The 15,230-nt window shown below is 74.0% G+C and carries 16 protein-coding genes and 1 tRNA gene; 6 read left to right on the top strand and 11 right to left on the bottom strand.

Translation table 11 applies throughout. The features are described 5' to 3' along the window. Positions 1–71 precede the first annotated feature (71 nt). Complete coding sequence (locus CPE01_RS11460; RefSeq protein ID WP_146806817.1) at positions 72–746, top strand: uracil-DNA glycosylase; 675 nt, start codon at positions 72–74, stop codon at positions 744–746. Here the strand turns inward: CPE01_RS11460 and CPE01_RS11455 are convergent. The 5 genes from CPE01_RS11455 to CPE01_RS11435 form a co-directional block, all read right to left on the bottom strand. After that, positions 743–1,303, bottom strand: a complete 561-nt coding sequence (locus tag CPE01_RS11455; protein WP_146806815.1) for a hypothetical protein — start codon at positions 1,301–1,303, stop codon at positions 743–745. The two genes, CPE01_RS11460 and CPE01_RS11455, sit on opposite strands and share 4 nt — an antisense overlap. Next, positions 1,300–1,854 (bottom strand): hypothetical protein, encoded by a 555-nt coding sequence (locus tag CPE01_RS11450; RefSeq protein ID WP_146806813.1) that lies wholly within the window; start codon positions 1,852–1,854, stop codon positions 1,300–1,302. Before CPE01_RS11450 ends, CPE01_RS11455 begins: the two co-directional genes overlap by 4 nt. Further along, entirely contained in the window at positions 1,847–2,545 is a 699-nt protein-coding gene (locus CPE01_RS11445; protein WP_146806811.1) for a hypothetical protein, read from the bottom strand. Before CPE01_RS11445 ends, CPE01_RS11450 begins: the two co-directional genes overlap by 8 nt. Next, the gene (locus CPE01_RS11440; RefSeq protein ID WP_146806809.1) at positions 2,542–3,159 is read right to left on the bottom strand and encodes a signal peptidase I; all 618 of its coding nucleotides are present in this window, start codon (positions 3,157–3,159) and stop codon (positions 2,542–2,544) included. Before CPE01_RS11440 ends, CPE01_RS11445 begins: the two co-directional genes overlap by 4 nt. Positions 3,160–3,253: 94 nt before the next feature. Further along, positions 3,254–3,853 (bottom strand): hypothetical protein, encoded by a 600-nt coding sequence (locus tag CPE01_RS11435; protein ID WP_146806807.1) that lies wholly within the window; start codon positions 3,851–3,853, stop codon positions 3,254–3,256. Positions 3,854–4,340: 487 nt separating this feature from the next. Here CPE01_RS11435 and CPE01_RS11430 point away from each other — a divergent pair, with 487 nt between their 5' ends. Beyond that, the gene (locus tag CPE01_RS11430; RefSeq protein ID WP_246783884.1) at positions 4,341–5,165 is read left to right on the top strand and encodes an SGNH/GDSL hydrolase family protein; all 825 of its coding nucleotides are present in this window, start codon (positions 4,341–4,343) and stop codon (positions 5,163–5,165) included. Between the two features lie 51 nt (positions 5,166–5,216). Here the strand turns inward: CPE01_RS11430 and CPE01_RS11425 are convergent, their stop codons facing one another. From CPE01_RS11425 to CPE01_RS11410, 4 genes are all read right to left on the bottom strand, one after another. Next, positions 5,217–6,113 (bottom strand): hypothetical protein, encoded by an 897-nt coding sequence (locus CPE01_RS11425; RefSeq protein ID WP_146806804.1) that lies wholly within the window; start codon positions 6,111–6,113, stop codon positions 5,217–5,219. Next, positions 6,110–6,778 (bottom strand): signal peptidase I, encoded by a 669-nt coding sequence (locus CPE01_RS11420; protein WP_146806802.1) that lies wholly within the window; start codon positions 6,776–6,778, stop codon positions 6,110–6,112. Before CPE01_RS11420 ends, CPE01_RS11425 begins: the two co-directional genes overlap by 4 nt. A 10-nt stretch (positions 6,779–6,788) precedes the next feature. Next, complete coding sequence (locus CPE01_RS11415; RefSeq protein WP_146806800.1) at positions 6,789–7,223, bottom strand: hypothetical protein; 435 nt, start codon at positions 7,221–7,223, stop codon at positions 6,789–6,791. Positions 7,224–7,477: 254 nt separating this feature from the next. Further along, entirely contained in the window at positions 7,478–8,620 is a 1,143-nt protein-coding gene (locus tag CPE01_RS11410) for a sensor histidine kinase (protein WP_146806799.1), read from the bottom strand. A 116-nt stretch (positions 8,621–8,736) separates the two neighbouring features. Between CPE01_RS11410 and CPE01_RS11405 the strand changes: the two genes are divergently transcribed. Further along, a complete protein-coding gene (locus CPE01_RS11405) occupies positions 8,737–9,408 on the top strand; it encodes a response regulator transcription factor (protein WP_146806797.1) in 672 nt (223 codons plus the stop codon). Positions 9,409–9,433: 25 nt separating this feature from the next. Beyond that, positions 9,434–9,507 (top strand) — tRNA-Thr (locus CPE01_RS11400). 99 nt (positions 9,508–9,606) lie between these two features. Here the strand turns inward: CPE01_RS11400 and CPE01_RS11395 are convergent. Together CPE01_RS11395 and CPE01_RS16475 are read right to left on the bottom strand one after the other, a co-directional pair. After that, positions 9,607–10,536 carry a DsbA family protein gene (locus CPE01_RS11395; RefSeq protein WP_146806795.1) on the bottom strand — a complete coding sequence of 310 codons (930 nt, stop codon included), beginning with the start codon at positions 10,534–10,536 and terminating at the stop codon, positions 9,607–9,609. A 130-nt stretch (positions 10,537–10,666) separates the two neighbouring features. Further along, on the bottom strand, positions 10,667–12,724 hold the full coding sequence (locus tag CPE01_RS16475) for a serine/threonine-protein kinase (protein ID WP_186811513.1): 2,058 nt from the start codon (positions 12,722–12,724) through the stop codon (positions 10,667–10,669). 230 nt (positions 12,725–12,954) lie between these two features. On the opposite strand from CPE01_RS16475, the gene CPE01_RS11385 reads away from it, so the two are divergent. Both CPE01_RS11385 and otsB read left to right on the top strand, forming a co-directional pair. Further along, positions 12,955–14,394 (top strand): alpha,alpha-trehalose-phosphate synthase (UDP-forming), encoded by a 1,440-nt coding sequence (locus tag CPE01_RS11385; protein WP_246783883.1) that lies wholly within the window; start codon positions 12,955–12,957, stop codon positions 14,392–14,394. Continuing rightward, positions 14,387–15,214 carry a trehalose-phosphatase gene (otsB, locus tag CPE01_RS11380; protein WP_146806793.1) on the top strand — a complete coding sequence of 276 codons (828 nt, stop codon included), beginning with the start codon at positions 14,387–14,389 and terminating at the stop codon, positions 15,212–15,214. The genes CPE01_RS11385 and otsB overlap by 8 nt, the downstream gene beginning before the upstream one ends. The last annotated feature ends 16 nt before the right edge of the window (positions 15,215–15,230 follow it).

The raw sequence follows: 15,230 nt of genomic DNA, 5'->3' as shown, positions 1-15,230 counted from the left end.
TCCGCTCGCTCAGCGAGCACAACCCCACCCACACCCACGCGCTCAGCACGGCGGGCAGTAGGGTCCCGGGCGTGGACGGTGTGCTGGACGGGATCGTCGCCGACGACTGGTCGCGGGCGCTCGCGCCCGTGAGCGACCACGTGCGGGCGGCGGGGCAGTTCCTGCGGGCCGAGGTCGCCGCCGGGCGCGAGTACCTGCCGGCACCCGACGCGATCCTGCGGGCGTTCACCCGCCCGCTCGCCGACGTCCGCGTGCTCGTCGTCGGGCAGGACCCCTACCCCACACCCGGTCACCCGATGGGGCTGTCGTTCTCCGTGCAGCCCGACGTGCGCCCGGTGCCGCGCTCGCTCGACAACATCTTCCGCGAGCTCGTCGCCGACGTGGGCGTCCCGCGCCCGACGACCGGCGACCTCACCCCGTGGGCGGACCAGGGCGTCATGCTGCTCAACAGGGTCCTCACCGTGCGGCCGGGCGCGCCCGCGTCGCACCGCGGCAAGGGCTGGGAGGCCGTGACCGACCGGGCGATCCAGGCGCTCGTCGAGCGCGGCGGCCCGCTCGTCGCGATCCTGTGGGGCCGCGACGCACAGACGCTCAAGCCCGCGCTCGGCACCGTGCCGACCGTCGAGTCCGTGCACCCGAGCCCCCTGTCCGCGTCCCGCGGGTTCTTCGGCTCGCGTCCGTTCTCACGCGTCAACGAGCTCCTGGTCGCCCAGGGCGGCTCCCCGGTCGACTGGCGCCTCCCCTAGACCTGCATCGAGCAGTCGCCAGGCTCGCGTGTCTCGTGCAGCTGGAAGGGGACGCTGCTCGGGCCCCAGCCGGCCCAGTCTCTCGCCTGGAAGGTGAGGACCGGCAGCGCCGAGCAGTCCACGGCGCCGATCTCTCCGGACGCGCCGGCCGTGGACCACCTCCAGTCCGCCGGAAGCTCGCCCAGCGTGGACAGATCGACGGTCACCCGCAGCCGCTCGCCGGCGCCGGGACTCACACCGCGCGGGACGAGGGCGACGATGAGGTTCGCCGCACGGTGTCCGACCTCGCCCCACTGAATGCGGTCGACGCTCACACTGGCGATCTCGCACGTCGCGCCCGAGCTCGTCTCAGCCCCCGCGCGGTCGATCACGACACACCCGAGCGCATGACTGGCCCAGGTACCGAGCGACACGGAGGTCGTGGCGTGGACGTCGTCGGTCCAGGCGGCGGAGGTGCGGGCGGTCGCGTCGGTGGCGAGGCGCGCGCCCGCCGCGACGAGCACCGCGACGACGAGCATCGCGACGGCCGCGCGAGCGCGGGTCAGGTTCCGGGTCATGAGGTCCTCCCTTGCACGACGACGTCGATCGCGCCGAGGCTCTGGCCGCTGCAGGTGGCGGCGTCCGCACCGGCGGGGACGGTGAAGGTCACGGTCGCGGTCGTCACGGCGGCGCCGGACGGGCTGGACGGGCTCCCCGCCAGGGCGGCGGTCGGGAGCGACGAGTAGGTGACGGTGACGCAGCCCTGGAGCAGCGTCGTCGGGTTGGCGGTTCCCCAGGCCAGGGTCAGCGGAACCGTCGAGGCGTTCCACAGGTGGACGGTGCGTTCGACGGGCCGGTCCGGGGTGAGGCCGGTGACGGGCGCGAGCGTCACGGCCGTGCCGGCGGTGTCGGCCGGGGACCAGGTCGCTCCGTCCGACGAGCCACGCAGGTCGATCTCGGCCGCAGACGCGGCGGTCGAGAAGTACGCGTCGTCGGTCCAGGCCGCGCTCGTGGCCGCGGCGCCGAACCCGGTCAGCACGCTCAGGCCGAGCGCCGCGGGCACCGCGGTGCGCCACCGAGGGCGGCGGCGCGCGGCGCGCGGCTCGTCGCAGGTCGGGGCGTCAGGCATCGGGACTCCTCCGGGTGTCGGGGTGGGGCACGGGGTGAGGTGCTGCGTGAGAGGCCGGCCGAGGGGCGGCCTGACGGGCGGGGCGCAGCTCGGTGGGGCGCAGCAGCACCGCGCCGACCAGCGCCGCGGCGAGGGCGCCGAGTCCGAGCGCGACCACCCGCGCGAGGTCGTGCGCGGGCAGCGGCTCCTGCAGGAGCGCGATGTGCCCGTCGAACCGTGCGGGCGCGCCCGCCGCATCCGTCGAGTCGTCGACGTCCACGCGCAGGTCGTAGCGACCCTCGTGCAGCACCCGGCCGACGAGCGCGGACGACACGGGCAGGCACTCCCCGTCCTGCGGGCAGAGCGTGATGCTCCACGCCAGGTCGTCGTGGCCGCTCGTCGTCACGACGACCTCCGTGACGCGCGCCGTGGTGGGGATGCGGACGACGCGGTGCGCCGAGCCCGTGCCGTCCGAGAGGGCGTCGAGCCGCAGCGAGAGCGACTCGTCGCGCTGGAAGGCGGCCGGGGTCGCGCCGGCGGTGAGCACGGCCGCGAGCGCGAGGGCGATCGCGGCTGCGAGGCTCACCGCGGCGGCCCGTGCGCGGCGTGGCCGCAGCAGAGCGGTCGCGGTGGCGCGCGCCCCGGGGAGGGTGCGACCCGCGGTCGCTCCGGGATCGCCGAGCGGCCGGGTCGGGGTGCGGTGCGTCGTCATCGGACCTCCCGGGTCGAGGTCCGCGGAACCTGGCCTGCCGCGACGGGCTCGGCCCGGCGGGCGGGATGCGGGACGGCGGGCAGCGGGCCGTGCTGCCTCCCGGCAGGCTCGTCGTCGCGGGTGCGCGGCGTGGTGCGCGGGAGCAGGCTCAGGCCGAGCATGGACATCAGCGCGATGCCGAGCGGGATCGCGACCGACGGCCGAGTGATCGTCGTCAGGGCGTACCCGCCGCCGCTGATCTGCCAGACCGGCTGCCAGACCGTGTCGCCGACGACGTACACGCCGCCGTCCGCGGAGTCGTTCGCGTCGCCCTTCATCCGGATCTCCCAGCGGCCGTCGGCCACGTGCTCGACGCCGACGACGCGGTGCGTCACCAGGTTCTGGGTCACGTCGGAGTAGATCGAGGCGACGTCCCCGACCTGCAGCTCGGCGGTCGGCCGCGGCCGGTCGACGATCAGGTCGCCGGTCATGATCTGCGGCTCCATCGAGCCGGAGATCACGACGAGCGGCCGGATCCAGCCGGCCTGCGTCGCGCCCCAGACGAGCACGCTCGCGAGTCCGAGCGCGGCGACGAGCCACAGCACGGTGTTGCCGAGGAGCTTGAGTGCGCGCATGGGGACCTCCTGAGAGCGCGGGGCGGTGGGGTCGTGCGGTGGTGGGGGTGAGGGGCGCCCGCCGGCGCGGTGAGCACCGGCGGGCGCCGTGGGGTCAGGTGCGGTTCGCGATCGAGCCCTGGAACCCGATGACGACGTCGCCGGACTGCCCGCCGAAGCTCTCGGGGGCGGTGTCCGGGAGCGCGATCGTCACAGGGACGGACACCGCGTCGCTGCCGGCCGCGAGCGCCGTGGGCGCGGTGCCGAGCACCGCGGTCGCGCCGCCCTCGGCGAACAGCGCGCCGCCCGTCGTGAGGGTCGGCTCCGCGATCACCAGGTCGGACGTGCCGAAGTTCTTGATCCAGACCGGCACGGTGATCGAGTCACCCGCGGTGAGGTTCGCGAAGACGTCGGCCGGGATCGTGACGAAGTCGCCGCCCGTGCCCGGCTCGTCGTCGGCGGTCAAGAACGCGCCGTCACCGGGCTCGCCGCTCGGCACGTACGCGCCACGCAGGTCGATCGCCTCGTCCGGGTCGACGGAGCTCGCGCTGGCCGAGAACCAGGCGTCGTCGGTCCAGCCGGCGGAGGTGGCCGCCGCGCCGATGCCGAGGACGGCCGCGCCTGCGAGCGAGAACTTGATGATCGCTGCGCGCTTGCGCTTGCGCTCGTCGCGGTCGGTCGCGTCCAGGCGGGTGCTGGTGGTCGTCGTGGTCATGGGTGTTCCTCCCTCTGCACGCGGAGTGACGGCAGTCACCTTGTTGCGAATGGTATCACGTGCGAGAAAAGGGTCAGCGCGCGATGCGCCCGATTCGTGGGCCTTGCGTCCCGAACTGGACACGCGTCCGACTTCGCGCGCGATCTCCACAGTTCGCCCCCATCTCCTGACCGTCACATGACGATCTCCTGCCCCTTTCCTGACCATCTCCTTCACCACGCCCGGGCCACCGCCCGGATCGGGGCATCGCGAGACGGCGCCTGCGGTCCGGGTGGGGTTGCGCTCGGTGAGCGAGTGGAGCCCCACCCACAGGGGGCACACGCGGTGCGGGTGGGGTTGCGCTCGATGAGCGAGCGGAAGCCCACCCACAGCGGCCAGGGAACGCCGGGCGGGGAGCGCCGGGCGCCGCGGTCCCGGGGGGCGGGTGGGCCAGGTCGAGTGCGGGGGCGGGTCACGCGGGCGGCGGGCGCGCGGCACAATGGCGGGCGTGCTGGAGCGAACCGTGCGTTGGAGCCGCTATGTCGCCCTCGGCGACTCGTTCACCGAGGGCCTGTGGGACTCCCCCGACGGCGTGGCCGGCCCGGACCAGCCCGACGTCCCGCTGCGCGGCTGGGCGGACGTCCTGGCCGCACGCCTCTCGGCGCGGCGCGTGGCGGCCGGCGAGCCGCCCCTCGAGTACGCGAACCTCGCGATCCGCGGGCGCCTGCTGCGCCCGATCCTCGCCGACCAGGTGCCCGCCGCGATCGGCCTGCGGCCGGATCTCGTGAGCCTCATCGGCGGCGGCAACGACATCCTGCGGCCGTCCGCGGACGTCGACGACCTCGCTCGTCAGCTCGAGTCCGCGGTCGTGCGGCTGCGCGCCGCGGGCATCGACGTGCTCCTGGGCACGGGCGTCGACACCGTCGACAGCGGGCGCCTGATCCGCGTGACGCGCGCCCGCGTCGCGACCTACAACGCGCACATCTGGTCCATCGCCCGCCGCCACGACGCGCACGTCCTCGACCTGTGGGGCATGCGCTCGGTGCGCGACTGGCGGATGTGGGCCGACGACCGCATCCACCTCACCACCGAGGGTCACGCCCGTGTCGCGCAGGCGGCGCTCGTCGGGCTGGGTCTTCCCCCGGACGACGAGGCGTGGGACGACCCGCTCGCGCCCCAGCCGCCCACGCCGCGCCTCGAGCAGCTGCGGGGCGACGCGCGCTGGGCGCGGGACCACGTCTACCCGTGGGCCACGCGTCGGCTGCGCGGCCGCTCGTCGGGCGACACGCGCCGGCCCAAGCGCCCCGTCCCGGAGCCGGTCGTCGAGGCCTGAACCGTCATCGAGGCCTGAACCGCGGCCGCGCGAGGCGGCCGCGACGCGGACTCAGGCGCAGTTCAGGACGACGGTGCCGTACGACGCGCCGTTGCGCGTCCCCGCGATCTGGAACTGCGCGGGGTTGTTGGCGGACACGTTGAGCTGACCGTGCGACGGGTTGCCGGTCATCACCACGACCGGCGTGGGCGTGCAGGTCGACCCAGCCGCGACGAGCTGCGCGTCGCCGCCGCTGCCCTCGGAGATCCGCTGCGGGACGAACGGGAACACCGACGTGTCCGTGAAGGTGATCGTGACGCGCCAGCGCACGGGCGTCGTCGACGTCGTCGTGACCCGGATGCCCCGGTAGAACGTGTTGAGCGGGTTACCCCACTCCGAGCCGCCGGTGATGACGGCCGTGCACGGGGTCGTCAGCGGGTTGCCGCTCTGGTCGAACGTCTGGCAGGACAGCGCCGGGAGCGCCGGCGGCGTGAACGTCCAGGTCGCGGGGACCGGCCAGCCATCCAGGACGACGAACGCCCGGCCGGAGGCCGTCGCCGGCGGCGTGAACGCGGCGCCGGTCGCGGTGAGCTGACCCGCGCTCACGCTCGTCGTCGACGTCGAGACGAACGACTGCACCCACGTGGACCCGATCCCCGTCGCGACGCGCACCGCGCCCGTCGCGCACGTCCCGGTGATGCCCGAGACGCGGACCTGCGTGTACTGCCCCGCGGTCGGCGTGCCCGTGGGCGTGACCGTGACCGGGCCGCTCGTGCAGCGGGCCTTGGTCGTCGTGAACGCGCGCGTGGGGGCGGTGAGGCTCAGGCTCGCGGCGTGCGCCGCGCTCGTCGTGAGCAGCACGACGCCCAGCACGACGACGAGCGCCGCCGCGGCCCGGCGACGCAGACGTGCGCCCCGCGAGGCGCTCGACAGCGCGCGGGGCGACGAGGCGCAGGGCGAGGCGGTCATGCCGTCGGCTCGAGCTCGGGCTCGGGCTCGGCGGCCAGCGGCAGGCCGACCTGGTCGTCGCGGGACCCGACGTCGGCGGACTCGCGGTCGTCGGACTCGCGTTCGTCGGGCTCACGCTCGTCGGACTCACGCTCGTCGGACTCGTCGTCGGACTCGTCCTCGTCGTCGTCCCGCGAGGGCCAGACCAGCAGCGCGAGCGCGAGCGCGATGATCGCGATCCACACCCACGCGTTCGAGAAGGTCCGCACGACGAGACCGACCTTCGGGATGTGCACGCGCGCGACGCCCAGCACCTCGTCGCCCGACGGCTCGAACGGGTCCAGGAACTCGTTGTTGTCACCCTGCATGACCCAGCCGCCCTCGGACTCGCCGACGATGCGGTGGATGATGCGCGCGTTGCCCTCGACCTCGTCGGGCGCGTAGACGATCACGTCGCCCACCTGGGGCTCGCCGCAGCGCGCGACGACGATGTCGCCGGTGACGTACGTCGGCTCCATCGAGTGGCCGGAGACGAGCGTCAGCGTGGTGCAGCCGCCGAGGCTCGTCGGCCAGATGAACCACGCGACGACCGCTGCCGCCACGTAGAACAGGACCGACGGGAGCGCGCGCAGCGCCCGACGCGCGAGAGGCGCGTCGGGCGCTGCGGGCTCCTGCCGGTCGAGCATGTGCGCTGCGTCAGCCGTAGATCGACAGCGCGAACTGGGCGATGGTGTCGGGCGCGACACCGGTCGGCAGCGCGACGGTGAGCGTGCCACCCGCCGCGCCGACCGACGGCGCGGACGCACCCGTCAGCTTGACCCAGTCGCCGGTGGCCAGCTTGTAGGCGGCCTCGTACTTCTTGCCGGCGCACTCGGCGTCGACGCCGGAGAAGGTCACGTTCGCGACCTTCCAGGGCGAGGTGACAGTGCCGTCGAACGACGGCGTCGAGAACGCGGTCGTGATCGGGCTGCCGGTCGGCTGGCAGCTCGCGTCGACCTCGACCGAGCCCGTCTGGAAGTTGCCGGTCCAGCTGAGGTTCAGCTGCGACGCGGACGCCAGGGACAGGCCGGCGACGCCGACGATCGCCAGACCGACGGCCATGACCTTGCGGCGGCTGTTCTTCTTGCTCATGGGGGAACTCCTCGACGAAGATCGCAACCCTCGCTCCGAGGGCCAGCTCGCGGTGGCCCTGGGGGAAGGACCGTCGGCGAACATAGGAGTCATCGGAAACACGCAGGTCAGCGGGCTGGGTGCTGCCACCCAGGGTGTCCGAAATGCCGACGTGATTCACTCGACAGTGGTCATCCCGGAACCAGGACGCTCTGCCGAAATCGGACCGCGCCGGACGCGCGCGCGGCGGTGCGTCCCGCGTCGCGAGCGGGGCGTCAGAGCGGCAGACGAGCCTCGAGCCGCACGCCCTTGGGCCGCAGCGGCTCGAGCGTCACGGTCCCGCGGACCAGGTGCAGCCGGCTCGCGAGCCGCGCCGTCCCGCCGTCCGGGTCGGCGTGCGTCGGGTCGAGCGGCTGGCCGTCGTTCTCCACCGCGACGACGAGCTCACCGTTCACCACGTCGAGCTCGACGACGATCTTCGACGGCGGCCCGAACTTCAGCGCGTTCGTCACGCCCTCCTCGACGACGCGGACCGCCAGCAGCCGCTGCGCGGTCGTCAGCGACCCGAGCACGGGGTCGTCGACCTCGCGCACCTGCGGCGCGACGACGAGCTTGCTCGCGATCGTCATGGGCAGGCGTCCGACGAGCGCCCGGACCGCAGGCACCAGGCCCAGCTCGAGCCGCTCCGGGTAGAGCAGCCGGCTCATCTGCCGCACGTCGAGCTCGCGCACGACGTCGAGCTCGTGCTGCACCCACTCGAGCGCCGCGACGTCGTCGTGCGGGCCGCCGCCGTCCCGCAGCCGCGCGATGACGTCCGTGAGGTGCGCGTCGACGACGACGAGCTTGCCCTGCAGCGTGCCGTGCAGCCCCTCGGCGACCTCGCGGCGCACCCGGACCTCCTCGGCCTCGAGCGCCTCCAGCAGGTGCTCGACCTCGACCGCCTCACGCTCAGCCCGGCGCAGCTCGGCGCGCACGCGCCGACGCGACACCAGCCCCCATGCGCCGATCCCCGCCGAGATGCCGGCGATGACCAGGCCCGCGACGAGCTCGGTCTCGATCGTCAGGCCGTCGGGCTCGTCGTACACCCCGAGCAGCATCTGCGCCTCGACGCGGCACACGGCCGCGATCCCGGACGAGACGAGCACGCCCACGAGCAGGCGGGGCCTCGTCGGCCACCGGTACACGCGCAGCGCCCACAGCACGGCGACGAGCACGACGACCGCGACGAGGTTCGCCAGGATCCGCGACCAGACGCTCACCCCGGACCAGTCGGGGACGTACCGCGAGTAGATGTACGCGGACTGCATCGAGGCACCCAGGCCGTAGCCCAGCGCGACGATCCCCGACAGCCGCAGCAGCACACGGCGGTTCTCGGCGTCGTCACGTGGCCGCACCGCATCGCGCGTCGCCTCGATCATGTCCGCTCCTGCCCGGCCCGTGTCGTGCTGCCTGAGGTCCCGACCAGTTCGGACCACTGTGTCCGACCGCTGTGTCCTGACCGCGTCACGGGTCGTCGCAGACGATACTGAACCCGATGAGCACTCCCATCCAGGACGTGATCCGCGTGGCGGTCGTCGAGGACCAGCCGCTCTTCCGCTCGATGCTCGAGCGGACGCTGGGCCAGACCGAGGGCCTGCAGGTCGTCGTGTCCGTCGGGACCGTCAGCGACGCCCGCCGGGCGCTGCGGCCAGGGGCGGCCCACGTCGCGCTGCTCGACATCGACCTGCCCGACGGCAACGGCATCGCCCTGGGCGTGACGCTGCGCCGCCAGCAGCCCGAGCTCGGCATCCTGCTGCTGTCCGCGCACGACGCGATGGACCTGCTGCTCGACCTGCCGTCGGACGTCGCCGAGGGCTGGGGCTACCTGTCGAAGAACAGCTCGACGAGCGAGGAGCTGCTCGTCTCCGCGGTGCGGTCGGCGGCCGTCCGCGAGACCGTGCTCGACCCCGAGCTGCTCGCGCGCATCACGCCGCGCGCCGGCTCGGACGTCGCCCAGCTCACGCACCGCCAGTACGAGGTGCTGCGCCTGCTGGCCTCGGGCCTGTCGAACGCGGGCATTGGCGAGCGCCTCGGCATCACGGAGAAGTCCGTGCAGAACCACGTCAACGCGCTCTACGCGACGCTCGGCATCGACGCCGACCCGTCCCGGAACCCCCGCGTGAGCGCGGCCCTGAGGCTCCTCGAGGAGACCGGCCCGGGCATCTGAGCACCGGTAGGCTGTCGGCCGACCCGCCTCCTTAGCTCAGCTGGCCAGAGCACCTGTCTTGTAAACAGGGGGTCATCGGTTCGAATCCGATAGGGGGCTCCCCTCCCGCCGGTCGCGGCGGACGACGAACGGGCCCGGTCCGAGCCGCTCCGTGGAGCGACCCGAGCCGGGCCCGTTCGTCGTGCTGGTGCGGGTCCGTCAGCCCTTGGCGGCGACGGCGGCCTCGACGGCCTCCTTCAGCGGACCCTGCTGGTAGAGCAGGCTGTTGTCGCCCTCGGCGCCCGGCCAGTCCTCACCGTCGATCGTGACGGTCGGCGTGCCGACCTTGCCCCGGTCGAGCTGCATCTGGTGCGTCGCGGCGGAGACCCACTCGGCGAAGGTGCGCCACGTGCCCGTGCGCTGCTCCTTCTCCTCGCCGACCTCGTACGTGCCGTCGACGGTGTCGTCGAACGTGTCGGCGACGTCCTGCGGGACGCCGACCTCGACCGCGATGTCCGCGATCTCCTCGTCGGTCGGGCCCGCGGTGCCCTCCTTGGGCTGGTTCTCGAACATCGCCGTGACGAACGCGGCGAACTGCTCGGGCGCCTTGTCGGCGACGATCGCGGCGGCGTTGGCGGCACGCGTCGAGTACGACGTGCCCTTCGACTGCGAGTCGAGGAACGAGATGGGGCGGTACTCGATCGTCACGCCGTCCTCGGCGGCCAGCGCGACGAGGTCCGCGGCGTTCGCGGCGTCGAACATGCCGCAGTAGGGGCACATGAAGTCGAAGTAGATCGTCACGTTGACGTCGTCGGGGTTGCTCTTGCCCACGCCTGCGGCGCTGATCGGGATGCCGCCCTTGTCGTTCGCGGTGGACGGCGCGGTCACGTCCTCCAGCAGCGGCGCGACGACCTGCGACGACGAGCCGCCGTAGACGACCGAGCCGTAACGGGCCTCGCGGTCGGCGTTGCCCTTGATCGTGATGCCGACGACGACCGCGACGGCGATGATGACGAGCAGCAGCAGGCCGGCGCTCAGGAGCTTGGTCCGCTTGGCCTTGCGTTCCTGCTGCTGCCGCATCTGCAGCGCCTTGGCACGCGCCTCGTCGCGGCGCTGCGCCTTGGTCGGCTTCGGGTCGTTCGTGGGCACGGTCTCTCCTCGGTCGTGGACGACAGGGCACAGGGTACGGGGCGTTGCCGTGCACCGGGAGCGCCCGTGGCCGGCGAGCGCGTGAACCAACCGTGTCAGTCGCCGCCGTGCCGGTCGGCGGCGGCCCGGCTCAGGGGATCGTCGGGACGGGTGCGGGCGCCCACACGAGGCCCGCGCCGTTGGAGACGAGCATGGCGACGACGAACGCCCCCACCAGGGACACGACGACGAGCACGAGTGCCCCGAGGCGGCCGGGGGCGACCACCGCGAGCGCCCGGCGGGCCCCGGTGCGCGTCATGCTGGAGGCGGGACCCCACCACGCGACGACCAGCCACAGGAGGACGAGGCCCGCCGCCACCATCGCCGCGGCCGTGCCGTCGACCTCGTCACCGGTGGTCAGGTCGCCGATCGTCCAGGTCCCGTTGTCCACGAGCCACGCGACGGCGCCACCGGCGAGCAGGGTCGCGCACGACGCGACGACGACCGACGGCACGAGCCCGACGACCGCGCGCACCAGGTACCAGGGCGTGGCCGCGACGGTCCGCGCGACGTCGGAGGGCCGCACCCCGCGCACCTCACGCCGGGCGTGCATCGCCTCCACGGCCGTGCCGAACGTGCGCAGGAGCAGCAGCACGACGACGAGCACGATCAGCACGATCACCGGCGCGAGCGCGGCCGCGGCGGCGACCAGCGCCGCGAGCGCCAGCAACGAGCCCCAGCGGCGCACCGCGGGCGGGCGCACGTAGCCGGAGCCCTCCGGGACGACCTCGGAGGCGTCGAGGTCCTCCTCGATCCACTCGACGCCCTCCTCGTCGACCCACTCGCCCTCGTCCCAGTCCTCGTCGAGCTCGTCGTCGGGACCGTCGTCGGCGGCCGGGCGCCGGAAGCCGTCGGGGTCCAGGTGCTGGGTCGACGTCGTGGCGTCGAGGTCGAGGTCGACGTCGGCGGGGTTGTCGAGGTCGTCGTAGGCGCCGGCGTCGAAGTCCGCGGCGGCCGCGGCGCCGACGGGCATGACGCGCGTGGAGCCGTCGTGCGTGCCCTGCGCGGGCAGGACGCGCGTGGCGTCCGGCTTGGCGGCCGCGTTGTCGACGACGGCCGCGGTGAGCGTGGTCGTCTCCCCGGCGCCGTCGCCGAGATCGTCCTCGTCGGGTCCGTCTTCGTCGGCGTCGTCCTCGTCGCGGTCGTCCTCGTCGCGGTCGTCCTCGTCGGGGTCGTCCTCGTCGGGGTCGTCGTCGACCGCGTCGTCGTCGGACTCGTCGTCGGGCTCGTCGTCGCCCGCGGTCCCGGGGGCCTCGTCGTCGCCCTCGTCGTCCTCGTCGTCGACCGGGTAGGCCACGGTCTGCGCGGTCGGCGCCGGGCCGTCGAGCGGGTCGCCGTCGACCGCGGCGACCGACAGGACCGCGACGAGGTCGTCGCCGTCGAGGCGGGCCTCGGGGTCCGGGTCGAGGGCGCGCCGCAGCGCGTCCGCGGTGAGCGGGCCGATGCCGTCGAGGTCCGCCTCACCCGAGCGCGCGCGGGCCAGGACCGCCTGCAGCGGGCGCGTGCCGAACGGCGGGCGTCCGGTCGCCGCGAACGCGAGGACCGCGGCCAGCCCCCACAGGTCGGTCGCAGGCGAGGGCTCGGCACCGTCGAGCAGCTCGGGGGCCAGGTAGCCCGGCGTGCCCACGACGAGGCCCGTCGAGGTGACCTGCGCGGCGTCGTCGCCCGCCGCCTGCGCGATCCCGAAGTCGATGAGGACCGGTCCGTCGTCGGTGATGAGCACGTTCGTCGGCTTGAGGTCGCGGTGCACCACGCCCGCGCCGTGCACCGCCGCGAGCGCGTCGAACAGCCCGGCCGCGAGCGCGTGCAGCTCGGCGGGCGGCAGCGGTCCGACGGCCCTGACGTGGTCCTCGAGGTTCGGCCCGGCGACGAGCTCGGTCACGATGAACGCCTCGGTCGAGTCCGCCTCGGCGTCCAGCACCGACGCGACCGCCTTGTGCCGCAGGCGCTGCAGCGCGACGACCTCGCGCCGCAGCCGGTCGCGTCCCTGCGCGTCCGCGCCGATCTGCGGGTGCAGGAGCTTGAGCGCGACCGCGGTGCCGCCGTCGTCCACCGCGCGGTAGACCGTGCCCATGCCCCCGGAACCCAGGGGCGCGACGATCGTGTACCCACCGATCTGCGACCCCGGTGCCAGGCCGATCCGTTCCATGCCAGGTCACGCTAGGGGGCCGCGACCGGGCGCGCGAACAGGCGCGCGGGCCGTCCCGGAGCGGCGCCCTCCCGGACCACCACGCCGGTCAGCGGCCCCGCTCGACGGGCTGGCGACGGCGTGTGCCGGGCCGCCGCCAGGTGACACCGAGATGCCCAAACCGGACACTCGGGCAGCGGGGCGCCGGGGCTGCGACTAAGGTCAAGAATCAGTCAATCCCGGGAGATGTAGTGCCTGCCGTGCCGCAAGACGGCTACGACCTCGTCGTCGTCGCCAACCGCCTGCCCGTCGACGTGACCGTGAACTCCGAGGGGGAGACCGCCTGGACCCGCTCCCCCGGCGGCCTGGTGACCGCGCTCGCGCCGGTCATGGCCCAGACCGACGGTGCGTGGGTCGGCTGGGGCGGCTCGCCGGACCTGGAGCTCGACCCGTTCGAGGTCGACGGCACGATGCTCGTGCCGGTCACGCTGTCCGACGTCGACGTCCAGCGTTACTACGAGGGCTTCTCGAACGACACGCTGTGGCCGCTGTACCACGACGTCATCGCGCCGCCCACGTTCCACCGGCACTGGTGGGAGACCTACCGGCGGGTCAACAAGCGGTTCGCCGAGGCCGCCGCGGCGCAGGCCGCGCCCGGCGCGACCGTGTGGGTGCACGACTACCAGCTGCAGCTCGTCCCGCAGCTGCTGCGCGAGCTGCGACCGGACCTGCGGATCGGGTACTTCCACCACATCCCGTTCCCGCCGCTGGAGATCTTCGCGCAGCTGCCGTGGCGTCGGGCCGTCGTCGAGGGGCTGCTCGGCGCGGACCTCATCGGCTTCCAGCGCGGGGGTGACGCCGCGAACTTCGTCCGTGTGGTCCGCCGGCTCACCGACCTGACCACGCGCGGGCAGGTCGTCACGCTCAACGACGCGCACGGCCGCGTCCTGCGGCACGTGCGCGCCGCGGCCTTCCCCATCTCGATCGACTCGGGCGCGTTCGACGCGCTCGCCCGCACCGACGAGGTGCAGCTGCGTGCCAAGGAGATCCGCCGCGAGCTCGGCGACCCCAAGACCCTCCTGCTGGGCGTCGACCGGCTCGACTACACCAAGGGCATCCGGCACCGCATCAAGGCGTACGGCGAGCTCCTCGCCGACGGCCGCCTGTCCCCCAGCGACACCACGCTCGTGCAGGTCGCCTCCCCCAGCCGGGAGAACGTCGGCGCGTACGCGCAGCTGCGCGACGAGGTCGAGCTGCTGGTCGGGCGGATCAACGGCGACTACGGCCAGGTGGGCCACGCGCCCGTGCAGTACCTGCACCAGTCGTTCCCGATGGAGGAGATGGCCGCGCTGTACCTCGCGGCCGACGTGATGCTCGTGACCGCGCTGCGCGACGGCATGAACCTCGTCGCCAAGGAGTACGTCGCGGCCCGGTCCGACGACCGGGGTGCGCTGGTGCTGAGCGAGTTCACGGGCGCGGCCGACGAGCTCAGCGGCGCGATCCTGGTGAACCCGCACGACATCGACGGCATGAAGGACGCCATCACCTACGCCGCGCACCTCGACCCCCGCGAGGCCCGCAAGCGGATGCGCCGCCTGCGTCGCCGCGTGCTCGGGCACGACGTCAACGCGTGGTCGCAGGAGTTCCTCGCGGTGCTGACCGCCGTGCCGCTGCGGAGCAGCCATGTCTGAGACACGCTCGTCCGAGGCACCGACGTCCACGGCCATGTCCGGCGCCGGCGCGGTCCGGGACGCGTTCGAGCGTCTCGCCCACGACACGAGCGCGCGCCCGCTGCTCGTCGGGCTCGACTTCGACGGCACCCTCGCACCCCTCCAGGACGACCCGGCGCTCTCGCGGATCCTGCCCGCGGGCGTCGAGCCGCTGCGCACGCTCGTCGCGACCCCGGGGGTGGCCCTCGCGCTCGTGTCCGGCCGCGCGCTGCACGAGCTGCACGAGCTCGCCGAGGTCCCCGTGGGCACCTACCTGATCGGGTCGCACGGCGCCGAGCGGGCACGCGTGACGCGGCACGGTCTCGACCGCGACGTCGTGCAGCTCAGCGACGAGCAGGCGGACCGGCTCGCGGAGCTCGGTGCCCGGGCGTCGCAGGTCGCGCGCGGCCGCGACGGCGTGTGGGTCGAGACCAAGCCGACCGCGGTGGTCGTGCACACGCGCCTCGCCGAGCGGGACGACGCGCGTGGCGCCGAGAGCGAGGCCCTCGCGCTCGGCGACGAGCTCGGCTCGGGCGTGCTGCACGGCAAGGACGTGGTCGAGATCTCCGTGCTGCACGCGAGCAAGGGCGAGGCGCTGCGCGCGCTGCGCGACGAGCTCGGGGCGCGCGTCGTCGTGTACGCGGGCGACGACGTGACCGACGAGCACGCGTTCGCGGTGCTCACCGAGCACGACGTCGCCGTGAAGGTCGGTGACGGCGAGACGTCCGCGCGGCTGCGTGCGGCCGACCCCGACGAGCTCGTCGCCGCCCTCGCGGCCCTGGCCGAGGCCCTGACCGCCTGACCGGAGCACCGGACGC

Origin of the sequence: Cellulomonas persica, from assembly GCF_007989825.1 — a bacterium.
Taxonomy (GTDB): Bacteria; Actinomycetota; Actinomycetes; order Actinomycetales; family Cellulomonadaceae; genus Cellulomonas; species Cellulomonas persica.
The sequence above is the reverse complement of the archived record's forward strand: the minus strand, read 5'-3'. Positions and strand labels throughout refer to the sequence as shown.